This is a genomic window from Dictyobacter formicarum (genome assembly GCF_016587435.1).
In genome coordinates this window covers 1-19,245 of record NZ_BNJJ01000021.1, presented here as the reverse complement: position 1 = coordinate 19,245, position 19,245 = coordinate 1, and the positions used below count along the sequence as shown (strand labels likewise).

The 19,245-nt window shown below is 52.2% G+C and carries 14 protein-coding genes and 1 tRNA gene; 10 read left to right on the top strand and 5 right to left on the bottom strand.

What is annotated here, in order from left to right:
- Nucleotides 1–191: 191 nt before the first annotated feature.
- From glgA to JMI88_RS29515, 4 genes are all read left to right on the top strand, one after another.
- A complete protein-coding gene (gene glgA / locus JMI88_RS29530) occupies nt 192–1,661 on the top strand; it encodes a glycogen synthase GlgA (RefSeq protein ID WP_201365545.1) in 1,470 nt (489 codons plus the stop codon).
- Nucleotides 1,662–2,346: 685 nt separating this feature from the next.
- Entirely contained in the window at nt 2,347–3,207 is an 861-nt protein-coding gene (locus JMI88_RS29525) for a sigma-70 family RNA polymerase sigma factor (protein ID WP_201365544.1), read from the top strand.
- A 231-nt stretch (nt 3,208–3,438) separates the two neighbouring features.
- Nucleotides 3,439–4,665, top strand: coding sequence for a nickel pincer cofactor biosynthesis protein LarC2 (larC2, locus tag JMI88_RS29520; protein WP_201365543.1), 1,227 nt, complete (start codon nt 3,439–3,441; stop codon nt 4,663–4,665).
- Nucleotides 4,666–4,700: 35 nt separating this feature from the next.
- Nucleotides 4,701–5,252: a DnaJ family domain-containing protein gene (locus JMI88_RS29515; protein WP_201365542.1), complete on the top strand. Its 552-nt coding sequence runs from the start codon at nt 4,701–4,703 to the stop codon at nt 5,250–5,252.
- 88 nt (nt 5,253–5,340) lie between these two features.
- Here the strand turns inward: JMI88_RS29515 and JMI88_RS29510 are convergent, their stop codons facing one another.
- Both JMI88_RS29510 and JMI88_RS29505 read right to left on the bottom strand, forming a co-directional pair.
- Nucleotides 5,341–5,718: a hypothetical protein gene (locus tag JMI88_RS29510; RefSeq protein ID WP_201365541.1), complete on the bottom strand. Its 378-nt coding sequence runs from the start codon at nt 5,716–5,718 to the stop codon at nt 5,341–5,343.
- A 197-nt stretch (nt 5,719–5,915) separates the two neighbouring features.
- On the bottom strand, nt 5,916–6,617 hold the full coding sequence (locus JMI88_RS29505; protein ID WP_201365540.1) for a hypothetical protein: 702 nt from the start codon (nt 6,615–6,617) through the stop codon (nt 5,916–5,918).
- A gap of 792 nt (nt 6,618–7,409) precedes the next feature.
- Here JMI88_RS29505 and JMI88_RS29500 point away from each other — a divergent pair.
- On the top strand, nt 7,410–7,685 hold the full coding sequence (locus tag JMI88_RS29500) for a hypothetical protein (protein ID WP_201365539.1): 276 nt from the start codon (nt 7,410–7,412) through the stop codon (nt 7,683–7,685).
- A 98-nt stretch (nt 7,686–7,783) separates the two neighbouring features.
- Here JMI88_RS29500 and JMI88_RS29495 read toward each other — a convergent pair whose 3' ends face one another.
- Nucleotides 7,784–8,737, bottom strand: coding sequence for a hypothetical protein (locus tag JMI88_RS29495; RefSeq protein ID WP_201365538.1), 954 nt, complete (start codon nt 8,735–8,737; stop codon nt 7,784–7,786).
- A gap of 83 nt (nt 8,738–8,820) precedes the next feature.
- On the bottom strand, nt 8,821–9,468 hold the full coding sequence (locus JMI88_RS29490; RefSeq protein ID WP_201365537.1) for a Het-E N-terminal domain-containing protein: 648 nt from the start codon (nt 9,466–9,468) through the stop codon (nt 8,821–8,823).
- 502 nt (nt 9,469–9,970) lie between these two features.
- Here JMI88_RS29490 and JMI88_RS29485 point away from each other — a divergent pair.
- Entirely contained in the window at nt 9,971–12,154 is a 2,184-nt protein-coding gene (locus JMI88_RS29485; RefSeq protein ID WP_201365536.1) for a PAS domain-containing sensor histidine kinase, read from the top strand.
- A gap of 86 nt (nt 12,155–12,240) precedes the next feature.
- Here the strand turns inward: JMI88_RS29485 and JMI88_RS29480 are convergent.
- A tRNA-Thr gene (locus JMI88_RS29480) sits at nt 12,241–12,312 on the bottom strand.
- Between the two features lie 203 nt (nt 12,313–12,515).
- Between JMI88_RS29480 and JMI88_RS29475 the strand changes: the two genes are divergently transcribed.
- From JMI88_RS29475 to JMI88_RS29460, 4 genes are all read left to right on the top strand, one after another.
- Nucleotides 12,516–13,130: an XTP/dITP diphosphatase gene (locus tag JMI88_RS29475; protein ID WP_201365535.1), complete on the top strand. Its 615-nt coding sequence runs from the start codon at nt 12,516–12,518 to the stop codon at nt 13,128–13,130.
- Nucleotides 13,131–13,186: 56 nt separating this feature from the next.
- A complete protein-coding gene (locus JMI88_RS29470) occupies nt 13,187–16,258 on the top strand; it encodes an exonuclease domain-containing protein (RefSeq protein WP_201365534.1) in 3,072 nt (1,023 codons plus the stop codon).
- Nucleotides 16,259–16,392: 134 nt separating this feature from the next.
- Nucleotides 16,393–18,576: a molybdopterin-containing oxidoreductase family protein gene (locus JMI88_RS29465; RefSeq protein WP_201365533.1), complete on the top strand. Its 2,184-nt coding sequence runs from the start codon at nt 16,393–16,395 to the stop codon at nt 18,574–18,576.
- A 239-nt stretch (nt 18,577–18,815) separates the two neighbouring features.
- Nucleotides 18,816–19,172, top strand: a complete 357-nt coding sequence (locus tag JMI88_RS29460; protein ID WP_126597574.1) for a hypothetical protein — start codon at nt 18,816–18,818, stop codon at nt 19,170–19,172.
- The last annotated feature ends 73 nt before the right edge of the window (nt 19,173–19,245 follow it).

Sequence of the window (19,245 nt, the reverse complement as noted above, 5' to 3'; positions counted from 1 at the left end):
TTTCCAGCCTCTCAAAGCATAAAAATTCTGGCAGTCAATTGGCAGCAATCTGTACCGATTACAACAGATTTTGGCCGACCTCGACAGACGAATCGCGGCGGATTTTGAGCTCGCACGGACCCGGTTACCTTACGCCCTGCCATACCAACATGCTATAATGGGGTACATTTCGTGAGTGGGAGGGAACTTGTATGCAGTCTGAACAACCTCTCAAGGTTCTGATTCTTGCTGCTGAAATTGAGCCGTTTGTCAAAGTAGGTGGTATGGCTGAAATTGTTGGCGCATTACCTAAGGCTTTACAGTCCCTGGGGCATGATGTGCGCCTGGTTATGCCACGTTACCGCCAGGTTGATGAGCAGCATTTTCAGTTGACGACAATCCTTGATTCGATTTCTGTGCCAATGGGAAATTTTCAGATCTCCGCCAGTTTACGGCAGGCAGAAATTGGCAATCATATTCCGGTATATATGATTGATGCCCCCAGGTACTTTGATCGCGAAAATATTTACGGCTATACAGATGATGGTGAGCGTTTTATTTTATTTTGCCGGGCAGCTCTGGAGGCGATGCGGTCTTTAGGTTGGTCGCCCGATATTGTCCATTGTAATGATTGGCATACTGGCATTGTGCCTAACTGGCTCCATACTATTTATCGAGCCGATGACTTTTTTACTAATACTGCGTCGGTCTATACAATCCATAATCTGGCTTATCAGGGTATTTTTGGCTATCGTCTTCTTGAGGTTGCGGGCGTGGCTGCAAATGGTTTTGTTTACCCTCAGATTGCGGAACTGGCAAATGTGGTTGATATTATGGGGCGGGGAATCCTGTTTGCTGATGCGGTGACGACGGTGAGTGAGCGCTATGCGCAGGAGATCTTGACGCCGACCTTTGGCGAGAAACTGGATCATATGCTGCGTTCGCGGCGCGATCGGCTGTTTGGTATTTTGAATGGGGTGGATTATCAAGAGAATAATCCTACCACTAATAACTATATCCATACGCAGTATGACGCTGATGCGCTGGAGAAGCGTGCAGAGAATAAAGCGGCATTACAGGAGCAGGCGCACCTCCCGGTCAAGCCGGATGTGCCGCTGCTGGCGATGATTTCGCGCCTGGCCGATCAAAAGGGCTTTGACTTGCTGGCGCAGATTATTCATCCTTTGCTGGCTCAGGGTGTGCAATTTGTGCTACTGGGCGTCGGCGATCAGCATTATCATGAGATGTTCCAGAAGCTGGCCGCTCGCTATCCCGATCAGGTCGCGATTTTCTTGACCTTTAATACCGAGCTGGCACAGCGAATTTATGCTGGTAGCGATATGCTATTGATGCCTTCTCGTTTTGAGCCGTGCGGCACCAATCAGATGTATGCTATGCGCTATGGGTGCGTGCCGATCGTGCGCCACGTTGGTGGTCTGGCCGACACGGTGCAGGAGTATAATCCGCATAGTAGTGAGGGCAATGGCTTTGTCTTCCATAACTATGATGCCTGGGAGTTTTTTGCGGCCATCGTACGCGCCCTGGCCCTGTATCCATTTAAGGATATCTGGCGCACACTGCAATTGCGTGGCATGGCGGCCGACCATTCCTGGCACGCCTCAGCTCTGCGCTATGTGGAAGTATATCGGAACGCCCTGGCCTTCCATAAAACCGGCAAGTAGCTCTCTTTGAGAGCATTGTTTTATTTCTATGGCCATCAGGATATGGTGGCTAGCCTGGGGGCGCTGACGTCCCCACTCTTTTTTTAGGCATTGTTGCAGCAAGTGCGTCATGACGCACTTGCTGCAACAATGCCTAAAAGTGTGTCTGATACTTAGGTTCGCTGTGATATCTGCGCATGCGTTTTCGCACCTCCGATGCTCAAAACATTTTTTATGCAGTGGTGCACACAGGACGCCAGACGTCCTGTGTGCACCACTGCATAAAAACAACCTGACTCCATGCTCCCGCCTGCACAAGGGCGATCTGATTCCCTCCATAGCCACCTTCACTTTCCAAGAGTTTAAACACGGTTAGAGCTCAAATCATATTCTTAGTGTGTTGCAGAAAATGTGTGCAACACATTTTCTGCAACACACCACAAAAAAAGAGCTCGGGCGCGCATGCGCCCGTCCGCACAAAGACGATCGGCTTCCCTGTACACAGGGAAGCCGACCATTCAACCTTTCCGGTTTTCTTCGCGTTTTGGGTAATGTATATGAGAGGGAGTAAAGGTGTTAGAAGATATTGACGTTTTTTAGGCCATGTTGTATAGTAGCGCACACGAGATTTTTATTAGAAAGGATGCATAAGAAGTTTCTTTTTTGTTCTTTACGTTTAAATAGTTTTAGGGAATAGGTGGAAGTTGTGGGGGCATCCCGTAAAAAATATAGTATTGATATTGAGCAGCGGCATCTGCACATTATCAAAACATTTAATACTTTACCTGCGTATGGGTCATCAGAGTTTTGGCGTGTTGTGGAACGATCAGAGTTGCCGCGCGAAGTGCTTGTTAAGTCCTTACGTTTTGCTCGTCGCCAGAAAGATGAAGCTGGTAGCCAGCGTATTTCAGAAGTAATTATGGTCCGCACGCTGGCTAAAAATGAGCTCTGGGCCAATAGTGTGGCTCAGAAGTGCTATGGATTGGGATGGGATGAACAGCGTAATATGAGCCTGGATCTATGCTCAGATTTAAATGAGGCGATTTTAAAGGCTATCTTTGATCCCCAGCGCCCCTTTTGGGAGGAAAATTTTGTCCATTGTGTCCGCTATGAACGCATGCATGTCTATCGCTCTTTTATGCTGCGTGAAGGACGGCTCAGTACTGCCCAGATCGAGAAAGGCCGTCGTATTCCACGCCGCCTGATATTGAGTCTGGATCATGTGGCTCCGTGTACTGATTATATGCATAATCCGTTCGAAATTGAAGATGAGCAGGCATACCTGATGCTGCGCTCGATCGATTCCAGCGTGGTAATCGATGTGGTCAAACGTTTGCCTGAGCGGTTGCGGACCGTGGTTCTCTTGATCTATTGGGCGGATAAAACTGAAAAAGATACTGCTCAGGCGTTGGGGATTTCTGATCGTACCGTGCGTAATCGCTTGCATGATGCTATGCATAAATTATCTGCCTGCCTTGTTCATGAGCCAGATTGCGCCGCTTTTTTTCCTGCTATGAACGAGCTGAATGTTGAGGTCGCTGAGTTTAGCCTGCATGGGAATACATAATGAATTTTCTTATATTCTTGCATATAACTGGATGTATGCATCTGAATGGCCGAGTTAGCTGGCCATTCAGGTGGCCTTGCTTATAATTGACTGTTTCCCTTTGATGCAGGCAGGCTGCTCGCCAGGTACTAAATAGTAGCTTGCTGATAGCAGGTGGATATGTCATACTTTTAGCTGCTTGCATGTACAGGTCAGGTTGAATGCCTGTGCTTTGGGTAGAATGGATTTGCGATGGATACGATTGCTTATATTGATTGCTCAATGGGGGTGAGTGGCGATCTCTTGCTGAGTGCCTTGCTGGATGCTGGCCTCGCTATGGCCAGTGTGCAGAGCGCCCTGGCGCTGGCTGCTGCGCCCGGAACTTACCAGATCGAGTCGTCCAGGGCACAACGACAGGGACTTCACGGTACCCGTTTCTCAATAGTGGCTGCTGGGGATAGTGGGGCGCTGTATTCTCTGGCTGAGTGGGAGGCCCGCTTACAACCTGGTCGGCTGCGCGAGCCCGCACTGGCCTGTTTGCGCTGCCTGGTTGAGGCTGAAGCAGCTGTCTCTACAACCCCTATCGAGGCCATACGCGTGCCCCCTTCCACACTCTGTGAGATACTAGCCGTACTGGCGGGCCTGCATGAACTGGCTCCTGGTGGCGTGTTTGCCTCTTCTTTACCGCTCACCAGCGGCGTTGTGGAGAGGGGGCATCACTTTGTGCCTGTCCTCTCGCCTGTGACGTTGGAAATTCTGCGTCACCATCCCGTTATCTGGCAACCCGGCTTCTTGCCTGGCGAGCTGGTTACGCCGGTGGCAGCAGCCCTGCTAGCGACCTGCGCCCGCTTCGATCCTCCTCCCATGTCTATCGAGCGGACCGCCTATGGTCTGGGCGCGACTGACCACGATTGGCCCGGAGCGCTGCGTTTATGTCTTGGCCGGTCGTTGCAGATAGCCGGGACGGCCCCTGGTGTGGCCGCACCAGAGCAGGTTGCGGATACCGATTGGGTGGCTGTGATTGAAACGCATTTCGATACCATGACCGGCGAGCTGCTGGGGGGCCTGATGGAGCGGCTCTTCGCTGTTGGGGCGTTGGATGTGACCTATACCCCTATCCAGATGAAGAAGAATCGTCCGGCCACTCTGCTGACCGTTATTTGTCCGCTTGAGCTTGGTGAGCAGCTGGCCTTGCTCTTGCTGCGTGAAACGACGACGCTCGGCGTCCGGATACAGCACATTCGTCGTCTCAAGGCCCAGCGTGAGCAGGTGCGCATCGAGACTGAACTGGGCGCGATGCTGGTCAAGGTGAAGCGCCTGGGCGACCAGCTGATTCATGCCTCGCCCGAGTATGAGGAGTGCCAGCGCCTGGCGAAAGCACATGATATTCCGTTAGCTGCTGCCTATGAGGTTGCTCGTACTGCAATCAAAAACGCTATAATAGATAGAAAAGAAAGGAACGAAGACGTAGCTATATAGAAGACGTAGCTATATAAGGAATGCGAGAGTGCCAGATGAAATTTGTCGATTGGCGAAAGAAAGCAGAGAAGCCTGCAGTAGATACTGAGGAACAGCAACTCTCAACGTATCGTGGACGGCGCATGGGGGACTATGTGGAGGAGTTGATCCGCCAGGCGCAGGAGCGGGGGGACTTTGATAATTTACAGGGAATAGGTAAGCCGCTCCAACTGGATTCGTCTCCCAAAGATGATAACAGCATGGCCTATGGGCTGCTGAAGAATAATGGTTATGTGCCCTTTGAGATCGAATTGCAGAAACAGATCGATGCTGACCTGGAACGCGCCTCAAAGAAAGTTCAATACCTGATTTCACAGCATCAGCGCTTGACCAGCCGCAAGCTTGCACCTTTTGAAAGCGAGAAGCGTAGATTCAACGCCGCTGTAGAGAAGGCCGCCAACGAATACGACGAGGCCCTGCGACGTATCAACAGCAAAATTTTAACCCTCAACGTCTCAACGCCGTCTATGCTGCATAGACCTATCCTAAAAGTAGGAGAGCTCGTCGAAGATTTCCGGCAACGTTGTCCCCTGTTCGATCTCAAATAATCGATCTCAGAGCTGTAACTCAATTGATTTCGGTATGAGCTCTCGTGCGCTGCGCGAAGAATAAGGAACCTACGGTTCCTTATTCTTGTTAATCTACATCTTGTTTGCCGGAACCTTTTTTAGGGGCTGCTTCCTGTTTGCCTTGCAGGATGTCTGGCATCTGAGAAAGGGCCTTCACAAGTGCAGGGGCGAGCTCTTCCGCCAGGATCGGGGCGAGCGCTTCTGCAAGCACTGGAGCCAGTGCCTCTGCAAGTATGACTGTTTCCAGGGATGCTGTCGGCGTCTTTGCTTGTTCCGAAGGTTTAAGTAAGGCCATATATGCATCCACCAGGGCCGCCGTGATTTTATCTTCGCTGCGCGATGAAGACTTTTGATAGGAGGTGCTTCCAATCAGCTCTTTGATAAGTGCTTCGACTATCGGATCTACGGCACTCTGATCGGCCGATTGCCCGGGATTAGTTTTCACGATAATGCTTCCCTTTCATCTTCTTTGAATGTGTCAGACTTCCATGTTCTTTCGCCAGTTCTCTGTATGCGCTTTCGTATCTATGGTGCTCAAAACGAATTATGGATATATTTTGCAACACATGCACCGCAGTGCATGTGTTGCAAAATACCATACGAAAGAGATTGGGGCGTCGCGCCCTCGGCTGGCGCGCAGCACTATACGGTCTGCTTCTCCTGCTCACCACGGCGGGCCATCAAGGCTGCCAGCATGACGGGGCTGATGCCCTCTTCCTCGCGCTCCTCGCGACGAGACAGCAGGGTCGCCAGTACGACAGGGCTGATGCCCATTCCCTCTTCGCCCTTCTCCTGCTCACCACGGCGGGCCATCAAGGCTGCCAGTACGACGGGGCTGATGCCACCACCTCTGGTCTCTCGGCGGCGAGCCATCAGAGCTGCCAGCAACAATGGCTGCTGGATGCCTTCAACCTCTTCACCTTCCTTGCGACGAGCCATCAGAGCTGCCAGCATGATTGGGTTGATGCCTTCTCCATCTTCGCGCTCGCGGCGACGGGCCATTAGAGCTGCCAGCACGATTGGGTTGATGCCAAATCCCTCTTCGCGTTCGCCGCGGCGGGCTAACAAGGTTGCTAACAGCAATGGATGCTGGATGCCTTCAACCTCTTCACCTTCCTTGCGACGAGCCATCAGAGCTGCCAGCAGCAATGGCTGCTGGATGCCTTCAACCTCTTCACCTTCCTTGCGACGAGCCAGCAAGGTTGCTAACAGCAGTGGATGCTGGATGCCCTCACCCTCTTCGCGCTCCTCGCGGCGAGACATCAGGGCAGCTAATATAAGTGGCATGCCTTCTATGCCAGTCTCTTTGCCAGCTTGCTCACGAATTGCTTCACGTACAGCCATGAAAAAATTTCCTTTCAATATCGTTTTTCTCTATTTTGACAATCTCTTTGATTGCCTTCGCTTGTTGAGTGTACATTTATATGCGTAAAAGGAAGCTTCTATTTGTACACTCGTCGTCATTATAAAGTGCACGAAAAAGCCATATCTTTCGATTTTGTCATTGAATAATATCGCTATACGACGTGATTACTTAGCAATGTTATTACATTTTGGCAGGCATATCGATATCTTGTGGGATGATTGAATCATTGCGATCTTTTGCGCTATTATTCTCTTTATCGGCTTCTAGATGGCTTTTTAAATATAATCGAGGTCAGCTTTATCAGTTGCTGACAATGTTTGTTCCAAAAGTACCCGTTGGCGAAGGCTGAAGCATCTGAAACATATAAATTTCCCATTATGGAATGAGTGGCATGAATATCAAAGCACGCATCAAATAGCCAATTTTTGCTAGCTTGCTTCATTAATGAGAACAAAAGAAAGGGACCCTCGGGCCTGAGTATCGCGCCAATATAAGGCCGTGAGCTTGATGAATTGCCCGCACCTATACTTGCTATAATATTCAGAAGTATTGATTCTGCCCACGATTCCTTCCTTGTTAGTTACGGTATCGATATGTACAAGGGAATGCAGCTTTTGAGTAGCTTCCGGGAAGATCGCTGACAGGCAGACCTTTTGCTTTACCAGACAAGGTTGCCGACCTGGCTTCTCGTTACTGCATTTTAAATACATTGTTACTGGAGAGATTGATAGCATTATATATATATCCAAATGCGATCTGGAGGAAGATTAATGCAGGACAAAACTTTTCAACAAGCTATAGATGATTTACGGGACAGGCTTTCTAGCGATTTCCAGTCATCAATCAATCATATGCTTCTTCATCGTACCACCGCAAGCGATGCTACTCTCGACATCAAAGATGAAAATGTACGCATGGTGGTCACCGACGCGCTGATTGCTGGCCAGATCATGACCCTGTTGACGCTGATGAAGGACATGTGCCTGCTTGACGAGGCGCAGCACCGTGAGTTCACAACCTATCTTCTGCGCACCCTGACATCTTAAAGCCAGCTGCTGACCAGCTACAAAGGATTGCCTCATCCTGGACTGCATATCATATGCTCACAAACACTCAAAGCAGACTTACCGATGGTGATCATTTTCTAAAAGGATGCGCTCACTATCTTTTTTTTAGGATTTGCATGAGAGTTGTTCCGAACAAAGCGGGGAAGGGACTGTTCCGAACCTCTCAAGATATAGCTGGTGAGTACCTGTCCTTTTTTCTTTTCATCAGCCGGGTCAGTAGGCAGAGGCCAGCATAAAGCTTCGTACAGTTTATCCCTATAAAGATCAATGCTTGCCATCAGCAGATCACTATAGGACTTAGCGTTGAGGAGGGACCAACGGTAAGCATAGAACGCGACAATGAAGCTTATAGGGAGAATCCACCAGGCCAGGCCGATCCATAGGAGAAATAGAATACTCCATGTAAAAAGGCGGACTGCAGTATCAAGAGAAGCTCGTGCTTCTGTGAGATCTTGCCTCGCCTGGTCTGGCATCAACAGCCAGAGATGGGGCCAGCAGACGATAGTGTCTAAACCATATCTATCAGCATGACTCTCTGCTTTGCGCAAAGTATTGCCGAGCTGCGTTGGAAGGAGCATAGTACGACCAGGTATATATTGTAAATAATTCTCAAGATCTATATATTCCTCGCGCTCCTCTCGTGATAAATTATCCCATCCTTTCTGATAGAGCTTATTCCGTTGCTCTTCTTTCTGATCACATTGATCTGCCTTCCTGTCAATGAGGCGTCCACGTAGCTTCTCTATTCCTGGCCAACGCGGCCAGTATCCTTCGAGTAGACGAAGCATAAGAAAATCAAAGCGCTTTACTACCGCTGAGGAGATGACAACAGCTAACAAGGCACCAATGGACACAACTATCTGAACGGTAGGTGTAAGGGAAGTGAACCATTTTTCTAGGGGGCCCCAGCCAAACCTCCAGGCCCAGGCCAGAAGTCCACCTCCCCAGAATACAAAAGCTGGTGTCAGAAGAGTTACGACCCATTGGTCGGCTAGTTTGCTACCCAGGCTCTCTGCAATTTTTGTAGGCATGCTTGTGATCTCCCTGGTTTGTGATTGACACCAATCTTTTTCCCTTATCTGGGCCTGGTGCCACGCAAAAGGCTCCGGGCTATCTAATCCGGAACTAGCGGAGTTCCATCATGAGGGCATCTTGCTCCCTGGGCGAATTCGATAGAATAGAATGATGTGTTGAAATCGCCTTTAGGACAGTGATATTTTACTGGAGGGATATAGCCGTGATTCCCACCCAGGCGTTCATAGCTGGCTGACGTCGTGTGCGCCCCAGTTGGGGGTTTACAGCCGCACGCCGCGCACGCCCTGGTTGAGGGGGTATGGCCTCCTGGCGACTCACCCTGGTGGTCAAAATCGCCTCTTGCTCCTGGTGCATTTGAAGATCTTCTTTTTGTTTTAGTTTGTCTAAAATCTTTTTTTGCTGCACGTTTAGAACTTCTTGTTGAGCGTTTAACATTTCGATTAACAATCTCCCAGACGTTGCTATAGGCATGCTGGATCTCTGCATCGTGAGCTAAATTGGTTTCTGTTACTATCCTCCAGAAGGTTTCCTGCTTCTCAACGGAGCCTGGCTCAGTTTCAAAGCCTTCTAGCGCTTTGATTACCTCGCTGGAAAGGCCTGCCTTCTTTTTTATTGTGGCCTTGAAAGTATCATATGAGGTAGTTATGTCCATTTTTTGGGGATCGGGCAGATCAAGATCTCCATGAGCTACTTGTGCAGCAAAGCTTACTGGTTTTCTAATATCCATAGGAGCAACTCCTTTGGGTTAGAATATTTGAACGCACCTTTGCCTACGAGAGATAGTGAGCTCCTTGTTTAAACCAGTAGTCGATGAGTTGACATGCTTGACATTGTGATCTGAGAACTTAATTATTACTATAACATAAAATAAATAAAATTGTAATTTATCATTTTTTACTCGAGGTAAGGCTTATAAAGCTGAAAGTCATGCGGTTCGCGCCTTCGGCCCCTCACACTACGCTCCTGCGAAGCTCAAAACCGTTATAATGCATGGTGCAGAAAATGTGCACAGCACATTTTCTGCACCATGCATTATAACAGGAATCCAGGGATGCCACCGACGTACCACATTGACTCCAGACGGACGAGAGATTTCACTGGGAATACAATGGTACCGCTTGCTTGTTCTTTACATATATCAACCATTTCAGTGTATTTCTGTCTGTTAGAGCAAGGAAGAATCTTCGCCACCAGGGATTGGGGCATGTGAAAGGGATATCTACCATACTATGGCTCATATAAAGCAAATAGAGCGTGTCGATTGTCTCTCGCATGAGACACTCATAAACATTCTTGGGACGCTTCCTGGTGCCTTGTTTGTCATCGATAACGCCGGGACTATTGTGTATGCCAATGCGAGAGCGCAGGCCATCATCGGAGCACCTCCAGAGGAATTATATGGGAACACCTTCTGGCGTTGCGCTCCACATCTGGTGAGCAACTCGCTCTACCAGGCTGTCCAGAAGACCAAAAAGACCCGAGAACCAACCGAAGTGAAGTATGTGTCTTCCAGCAACAACATCTGGCTGCACGCCTCTCTCTCTCCTACAGATGAAGGCCTCGCACTCTTTTTCCATGAATATCTGGAACCACCGCACCTCCAGAGGGCCTTGAGCTGGAACGAACAGATGTATCGGGATCTCCTGGAGAGCTTCTCTGATGGAGTCACGATTTTGAGTCCCGATGGGATAGTCCTGGACATCAATCAGCGTCCTCTGGCAGATGCACACCTCCGGCGGGAGGACGTGGTAGGCAAACCATTCACTGACCTCCCTGCGTGGTCCTATGACCCTGCTGTTCAACAGCGGTTGCGCGCAGCCATTGCGCGAGCCAGCCGGGGAGAAACTGTGCGCTTTGAGGCCAGAATCCATCCACGAACCGACTTGTATCTGGACATTGTGCTGACAATTACCTCCCATCGTGACGCCAGCCAGCAGGTCGAGTATCTCATCTGTGCAGGTGGGGATATTACTGAACACAAGCATATCGAAGACGAACTGCGTACTCTGGTTGATGCTATTCCCCAGTTTGTCTGGATCACAGGACCCGATGGGAAGGTCATCTACAATAATCAACGCTTAATCGCCTATCTGGCGATGACCCTCGAACAGGTCGAAGGTGATGGCTGGCTGGCTGGTGTGCATCCTGATGACCAGCTACGGGTACGGCAGACGTGGCAGACCTCCATCCAGATGGGTGTGCCCTATGAAGTGGAACAACGCTTGCAAGATGGCACAAGCGGAGCGTATCGCTGGTTCCTGGCACGAGGCCTGCCAGTGCGCGATGAAACAGGCCAGATCGTCAAGTGGTTTGGCACCTGTACCGACATTGAGGACCAGAAGCGCATCGAGGAAGCCTTGCGCCAGAGCCAGGAGCAAGTTCGCGCCCTGATGGATTCCAGTATTATCGGGATTGCAATAGCCGAAGGTGAAGAGATCGTGGAAGCCAATGATACCTATTTGCGCATGACTGGTTATAGCCAGGAAGATCTGTCTCATCGAAGGATCAACGGGGTTCGCTTGACGCCTCCAGAGTATTTTGATATTACCCGGCAAGCGCATCAAGAGCTCGCCATCCATCAATTTATGACCCCGTATGAGAAAGAGTATCTCTGTAAAGATGGTAGCCGCCTTCCTGTGTTAACAGGCGGTGTCAACTTCTCCTTCAATCCAGCACGAAGTATCTACTTTGTGCTGGATAATTCCGCACGCAAAGCACTGGAACAACGCAAAGATGATTTTATCAATATGGCCAGCCATGAGCTCAGGATGCCGCTCACCTCGGTCAAGATGCAGACGCAACTGGTGAGAAGGCGCCTGGCCAGGCAAGGACTTCATGAAGCGGCGGCGGATCTTTTGCGGGTGGAAGAGCCTGTGAAGCAACTCGAACGTCTGACCGCAGAGTTACTGGATGTGTCCAAGATCCAGGCAGGCAAGCTCGAGTACGTCCAGGAGCAAGTGGACCTGGACGCATTGCTGCGAGAGATCGCAGACACTATGCAGCAAATCAATCCGAGCCATGCCATTGTGGTGCGTGGCGCGGTACAGGCCAGTCTGCTTGGGGATCGAGACCGGTTGGGGCAGGTCTTCACCAACCTGATCAGCAATGCCATTAAGTATTCTCCCCATGCAGCTACGGTCGAAATTGACCTGAGCGCCTCCCCAGAGACGGCCACGATCCGTGTTCGCGATTATGGCCTGGGTATCCCACGAGAGCTGCGTGACAAAATCTTTGAGCGCTTCTATCGGGTCGCCGGCTTGAAGCAGAAAGCCATTCCCGGCCTGGGAATAGGGTTGTACATTGTGGCGGAGATCGTCAAGCGTCATGGGGGAACCATCATGGTGGATAGCGCCGTCGGAAAAGGATCAACCTTTACGGTGACCTTTCCCCTCACGAGGGATATTCTTGTTTAAGCAGTTCTACGTGATCCTGGTTTGCCATAAGACCACCATAAAGCCTCACTAGAAGCGGCTTTATGGTGGTCTTGGACAAAAAAAAGAGCCGATGGTCGGATTTGAACCGACGACCGACGCTTTACGAAAGCGTTGCTCTACCCCTGAGCTACATCGGCTGGGTATTGTTATTGAGAACCAGACCCTGCGAGGAGCCTTGCGGTTTATTCTCTTAACACTGCGGATTATACATGTAAACCCGTACTATGTCAAGCATTTTTGCACAGGATTTTCCGCTTCCTAAATTTTTTGCCTCGACAACTCTACTATCATATGGTAGAATGTTTCCAATGTTTCGGTTCCGCCTAGTTTGGAGTCTTATATGCGCGACCTATTGGTAGCAACCACTAATCGTCATAAGTTGGAAGAGTATCAAGCAATCTTTGCGAACCTACCGTATCAATTGCTTTCGCTCAACGATCTTCAACTCGATTTTGATGTTGAGGAAACCGGAACGACTTTTCAAGAAAATGCAGAATTAAAGGCCCTGGCATACGCGCGTGCTTCGGGGAAACTCTCTCTCGCTGATGACTCTGGTTTAGAAATCGATGCACTTGGAGGGGCGCCAGGTGTGTACTCAGCACGTTTTGCTGGCGTGGATACCCCTTACGAGGAACGTTTTCCTATTCTCTTTGATCGCTTGCATGGTGTGCCACCGGAGAAGCGTACAGCTCGCTTTAAATGTGTGATTGCCATCGCTGAACCTTCGGGCTATCATCAGAGTGTTGAAGGGTCGATCGAAGGTCTCATTACTGACCCCCCTCGTGGTACGAATGGCTTTGGCTATGATCCTATCTTCCTGGTTCCTGAATTAGGAAAGACAACCGCCGAAATTGCGCCAGAGCATAAAAATAGAATCAGCCATCGTGGGCAGGCCGCTCTGAAAGCTCGGGCCCTGCTCGAACACTGGCCACCATCCCCCTCCTCTCCCAAATAGTGCCGGGGATGACGTTTGTTGAAAGTAGTCGAGAGAGACGTGAGGACAGATAATCTATGGCGAAACGATCTGCCATTCGTGTTGCCCTTGATCTAGAAACGACTGGCTTACATCCCGAGCAAGATGCAATTCTTGAGATTGCCGCCGTGAAGTTTCAGGGGACCGAAATAATTGATACATTAGAAACATTTGTGGCCCCTGGTCGTTCGATTCCTTACCGGGTACAACGTTTAACCGGTATCAAGCCTGAACATCTGATCGGCGCTCCTCCTTTTTCTGCTGTGGCAAACAAATTGCAGCATTTCCTCGGCGATTTCCCCATTGTAGGACATAGCATTCCATTTGATGCTGGCTTTCTGCGTATGCGGGGCATTGCGCGTTCTAATCCGCTTATCGATACTTTTGAACTGGCAACTGTACTTTTGCCGTCACTGGTCAGCTATAATCTGGGCCAGGTGGCCGAAGCTCTTGGGGTGCGCGTGCCGCACGATCGACATCGCGCGATGGTTGATACCGTGCTGGCGATGGAGGTTTTCAATGCCTTGCATCAGCGCCTGCAGGCTGTGGACCTGGATGTGTTGAATGATCTGGCTAATCTGGATGCGCCGCGCTCGTGGCCGCTGCTGCATTTTTTTCGCCAGGAGTTGCGCGATCGGCAGGAGCGTGAGGGCGTGATGGGCAGGCTCTCACGCGGTAGCCTGGGTGATCGTTTCGCCTCTCAGCTGGGAATGGATCCGCGTGTGCTCTCTTTTGCGGTTGGACGCCAGCAGGATGCGGGGCCTTCTTCTCACGGGCCCGCTGCCGCCGTGGCGCCGGTCGCTGATGTACCCGCTGAGACACCGCTCGTGCGCGGTAATGAGGTTGCCCGGCAGGCTATCCTTACTTCGTTGGAGCAGCGTGATCCGCTGCTGCTGGAGCTGACGTTAGGAGGCCATGATTATACAGCTGCCCTGCTCGCGGTTCTGGAGTGGCTGGCCGAGAATCCTTCCTCTGAAGATGAGCCGCAGGCGGGTCCGCGCCGTCTCGTTATTGCCTGCGCCAATCAGCAGAGCGCGCGGCGCCTGATCGATACGACCCTACCCCTGTTGCAACAGAAGATGAGATCCGATCTTTCGGTTGCTTACCTGGCGGAACATGGAGGATATTTATGCACCCATCGCTGGTTCGGGGCCGCGATGAGGCGCACCAGTGGAGAGCTAACGGCCGAGCAGGCACGTGGATTGGCCAAGTTGCGCCTGTGGACGCATGAAACCCTGCAAGGTGATCGTAGCGAGCTGACGCTGCTGCAGCAAGAAATTACGGCCTGGGATCGCATTTCCTCTGGCTTTGAGCAGAAGCGGTCGGTCGATGAACGCTTTGAGAAAACGTATCAGCGCTGTACGTATCGCCGTAAGGGATACTGTTTTGTGAGCCTGGCCGAAGAGCGAGTGCGGGAGGCCCGCATCGTGGTGACAACGCATGCTGGCCTGTTTGATGATCTTTCACTGAAGCAGCCGTTGCTGGCTTCCATTGATCGGCGCTTGATTCTGGATGCCGATCTGATCGAGGAGGAGAATATTCGCTGGGGTGGCTCTGAGTTCGATCAACTCCAGGTGCTGCGGGTGCTGAATACCATTGGTGCTGAGCTGGCGGATGGCCGCTATCAAGGTCTGCTGGCTCTGGCGGCTCCTTCGCTGCGCGATAATGGACCTGGTGGCCTATCTACGACGCCGACAGTTCCTAAATCTGAGCTGGACCAGCGGCTGCTGCAGTGGTTTCAGGTGCTGCGCCAGGCGCGTATGGCGGTGGGCCGCCTGTTCCTGGCTTTTACCAGCCTGGTCGATGAGGCCGCACAGCAGAATGGACGCGACAAGGGGCGCTCGGATGGCGCGCATCGCGCCCATGGGCGTGGCCATGAACGTGTGGATCAGCCGTTGCGCCTGACAAGCCATATGCGCCAGCTGAGCGTCTGGAATGAGGTGGAGCAGGCCTGGCAGCAGGCGTCGCAGCGCTTACGCTCGGTAATCGAGCTGGCCAATGATGCTGAGAGGCGCATCCTCTCCAAACAGAATAATCGCCGCCGTCAGGATCAGGGAAGCGGAGAGGATACTTCGGTGGCCTCCGAGCTGGTGGCAGCCGCTTATCAGCTGACCGAGTACCTGCAGATGGTGCAGCAGGCGATATCCCTGGACGAGAGCGACTCTGTCTACTGGCTGCGTATGCCGCCAGCACCTCCCACGGCGGCCCAGCAGCATGGAGCCAGAAAGGTCTCGGAGCCCGGCTCCAGTGCGATTTCTATTGAGCCTGCCCCGATCTTATATTCACAGCTTATCCATACATCTGGTATGCTGAAGCAATTGCTGCTCAAGGAGCGTGCCAGCACTATTTTCGCGGGTACGGCCTTTTCGGTGGACGGTTCGTTTTCCTTTGCTCGTCAGCGCCTGGGTCTTGATCAGGATTCCGTGGCTGTGTGCTCGGCCGTGTCTGAACATCAAGAACAGACGCTGCTGTACCTGCCGAACGATGTGCCCGAGCCCAATGCTCCACAATATCAGCGCCATCTGGATGAAGCCCTGGTGAATCTTGCTACGGCCCTGGAGGGACAGGTGGTGGCCCTCTTTACTTCCCATGCTGCCCTGCGCAGTACCTATACCGCCATCAAGCCTATCCTGGAGGCGCGCAACATCCTCGTCCTGGGACAGGGGGCCGATGGCTCGCCGCGCCAACTGTGGCAGGTCTTCCAGTCGCAGGAGCGGGTGGTGATCCTGGGAACGGGAAGCTTCTGGGATAATGCCGATGAGATTGTGCGTTCCCCTGCCTGTCTTTTCATTGCCCGCTTGCCTATGCCGGTGTTGAATGATCCACCAATCGCGGCGCGGGCGGAACAATATTCTGATCAGTTGCGCCAGCTGACTGTGCCTATGGCTACATTGCGGGTGAATCGGGCAATCGATCGCTTTATGTGGGGCGAAGGTAAGCGTAACGCAGTGGTCCTGTTCGACCGGCGCGTGACTTCAAAAGAGTATGGATCGACGGTCTTACATAGCCTGCCTCGCTGTTCACAGCGCCATGCTGCGGTCTCGTTGATGCCTGATGCTATACTGGATTGGTTGACTGGCGAGGGGGTCTGGGAAACAGATTGCCCTTGATGATTTATGCGCCGAGCGCACCTACGCGTGCGGCGAGGTTGGAAGCGCCCGCAAGGGGCGCACCTACGCGTGAGGCGAGGTTGGAAGCGCCCGCAAGGGCCGCGCCTACGGTTGTTTGAAAGGATACCGGATCTATGTCGTTGAAACCGCCCATCCAAAACGACGGACGTCGCAATACAAATCTACGTGTGGTGTATGGCGCCTGCCCCCACGATTGTCCTGATACATGTGCGCTCGAGACACATGTGGATGAGCATGGGCGCGCTGTGAGTGTGCGCGGACGCTCCAACCATCCTGTGACACGTGGTTGGCTATGCGCCAAGGTCAACCGCTACCTGGAGCGCGTCTATCATCCAGAGCGTGTGCTGTATCCTTTGCGCCGCAGTGGTCCCAAGGGGAGTGGCCAGTTTAGTCGTATTTCCTGGGATGAAGCGATCGCTGAGATCGCCGAGCGCTGGCAGCAGATCAGCGCGCAGCATGGTGCGGAATGTATTTTACCCTATAGCTATGCGGGGACGCTGGGCCTGGTGCAGGGGGGTGTGACCGATAGCCGTTTCTGGAATCGCCTGGGTGCCTGCCAGCTTGTGCGCTCTATCTGTGGCTATGCTGCTGAAGAGGCCGTTATGCTGACGGTGGGGGGACGCCTGGCCCCGGCTCCCGAGGATCTAATCCACAGTAAATTGATCTTGATCTGGGGCAGCAATCCCGCCAGCACTGCTCCTCATGTGATGCCTTTTCTGCGCGAGGCGCAGCGCAACGGCACGCGCATCGTGGTCATTGATCCTATTCGTACCCTGACTGCCCGCTCGGCGGATCAGCATATTCAGCCTTTGCCTGGTACGGATGCGGCCCTGGCCCTTTCGATGATGCATGTGATGGTAACCGAAGGCCTGCATGATGCCGCGTGGATTGAGCAGCATAGCGTTGGCTGGGAGCAGTTGCGGGAGCGCATTATGCAGTATCCGCCTGAGCGTGGGGCGACTATCACTGGCCTGGCTCGCGAGACGATCGTGGATCTGGCCCGTGCCTATGCCACGACCAGCCCGGCCTTGTTGCGTATCTCTGATGGCATCAATCGACATACCAATGGCGGTCAGACGGTGCGCACTCTGGTGTGCCTGCCGGCTGTGGTGGGACAATATGGTGTGAGGGGTGGAGGCCTGATGTATAGTACTAGCGATTGGTTGAAGTGGAATAAGGCGGCCGTTGGCCATAGCCACGAGGCGGCCTGCCCACCACCGACTCGTAGCCTGAATATGAACCGCCTGGGCGCGATTCTGACCGGCGAGGCCGATCCCCCAATCTACTCTTTATATGTCTACAATGCCAATCCCGCAGCATCAACTCCTAACTCTAGCAAAGTGGTTGAGGGCCTGCAGCGCGAGGACCTCTTTACGGTAGTTCACGAGTTGTTTGAGACCGATACGGCGCGCTATGCCGATATTATTCTGCCGGCGACCAGCCAGCTGGAGCAGGTAGACCTCCACAAGCCGTATGGGCACCTGTCCCTGCAATATAATACGCCCGCCATTGAGCCGCTGGGTGAGGCGCGCAGTAACTGGGATGTGATGCGTGCGCTGTCGACTGCCATGGGTTTTGAGGAGCCCTGGCTGCATCAGGATGCCGAGTCCGTGATCCAGGAGGTGTTGGCGGCGACCGCTGCACAACAACCTACCCTGCAAGGTCTGACGCTGGAGCGCTTTCAAACTGAAGGCTCGATTCCGCTGGCCATTCCTGAGCATGAGCGCGTACCGTTCCAGGATGGTGTGTTCCGCACCCCTTCGAAGAAAGTCGAGTTCTATTCGGAGCAGGCAATCGCCAAAGGCTATGATCCCGTTCCCGATTGGGTACCGGAGGTCGAGGCGCGCCGGGATTCATCGCGGCTCGCGACCAGGGATGAGCTACTGCCCCTGCTCTGTCCGGCAGCCCACCACTTTATCAGCTCAACCTTTGGGAATCAGCAGACCCTGATCTCTAAGGAGCGCACACCTACCCTGCGTATCCATGCTGAAGACGCCAGGGTACGCGGTATCCGCAGCGGGCAACTGGTGCGGGTCAGCAATGAACGTGGCTGGTGCCACCTGGTGGCCGAAGTATCGGAGGATGTGCGCCCCGGCGTGCTGGCCACCACGTCCGTCTGGTGGCCAAAGTTTAGTCCAGATCAGCGCAACGTCAACTGGACCACTTCTGATCGGCTGGCCGACTTCAACGGTGGTAGCACCTTCTATACCAATCTTGTCTCCGTACAAGCGGTAGAGACAGACGAAACCGCCACCTCCGCCCCAAACGAAGCCCTCGGCGTCTTCGTCCAACAATAACCCCATAGGTTCGGAGCTTGCCTCCGATTATCTCTCTGCCGAGAAATAACAATCGGAGGCATGGTCGTGTCTCCGATTATTGCCCTCCGCCGGCCGAGGAACGACAATCGGAAGCGAGCTCCGAACCTATGTTTTGTGTGTTGCCTTTTGTCCCTTTAATTTGACGGGTTTTATGCTCTATGTTACCATAATCCTATGCGGATTTTTTGAGGTCTGCCATTTTTGAGGGGAGTGTCAACATGAACTTATATGAGCAGTTATTGGTAGTAAGAGAGCGGCTCGAAGGTATTGGGGCGCATGATGATAGCATGGACCTGGTTGAGAAATTGTTGAAGAAGGCTGAAGCTGCTAGAAATGACCGAACGAGTATTTCTCAAGTACAAGTTTTGCGTCACATGTTGCGCATGCCTGAAACGCTGGATAACTATAATGTCTATAATGATCTGCAGGAGCTAATTAGTGAGCGCGACGAAACCGAAATCGCGGCGCGCGAGGATGCTGCCCCGGCTGCATATATAGATACAGAGCGTCGTCCAAAGCCGAAATCTTACTATAGAGATAAGGCACGTAAGGAAAAAGAGCAGAAGAAGGGCTAGACTACATTTCAGTAGCTGGCCCTTTAATTTGCTTGTGTTGAGTACCTGGACCTTCGAGTTGCAGTTGTTGTTT

Bases quoted from the DNA above. Each gene is read 5' to 3' on its own strand.
- glgA (WP_201365545.1), top strand. From the start codon at position 192: ATGCAGTCTGAACAACCTCTCAAGGTTCTGATTCTTGCTGCTGAAATT.
- larC2 (WP_201365543.1), top strand. From the start codon at position 3,439: ATGGATACGATTGCTTATATTGATTGCTCAATGGGGGTGAGTGGCGAT.
- JMI88_RS29515 (WP_201365542.1), top strand. From the start codon at position 4,701: ATGAAATTTGTCGATTGGCGAAAGAAAGCAGAGAAGCCTGCAGTAGAT.
- JMI88_RS29505 (WP_201365540.1), bottom strand. From the start codon at position 6,617: ATGGCTGTACGTGAAGCAATTCGTGAGCAAGCTGGCAAAGAGACTGGC.
- JMI88_RS29500 (WP_201365539.1), top strand. From the start codon at position 7,410: ATGCAGGACAAAACTTTTCAACAAGCTATAGATGATTTACGGGACAGG.
- JMI88_RS29495 (WP_201365538.1), bottom strand. From the start codon at position 8,737: ATGCCTACAAAAATTGCAGAGAGCCTGGGTAGCAAACTAGCCGACCAA.
- JMI88_RS29490 (WP_201365537.1), bottom strand. From the start codon at position 9,468: ATGGATATTAGAAAACCAGTAAGCTTTGCTGCACAAGTAGCTCATGGA.
- JMI88_RS29485 (WP_201365536.1), top strand. From the start codon at position 9,971: ATGGCTCATATAAAGCAAATAGAGCGTGTCGATTGTCTCTCGCATGAG.
- JMI88_RS29475 (WP_201365535.1), top strand. From the start codon at position 12,516: ATGCGCGACCTATTGGTAGCAACCACTAATCGTCATAAGTTGGAAGAG.
- JMI88_RS29470 (WP_201365534.1), top strand. From the start codon at position 13,187: ATGGCGAAACGATCTGCCATTCGTGTTGCCCTTGATCTAGAAACGACT.
- JMI88_RS29465 (WP_201365533.1), top strand. From the start codon at position 16,393: ATGTCGTTGAAACCGCCCATCCAAAACGACGGACGTCGCAATACAAAT.
- JMI88_RS29460 (WP_126597574.1), top strand. From the start codon at position 18,816: ATGAACTTATATGAGCAGTTATTGGTAGTAAGAGAGCGGCTCGAAGGT.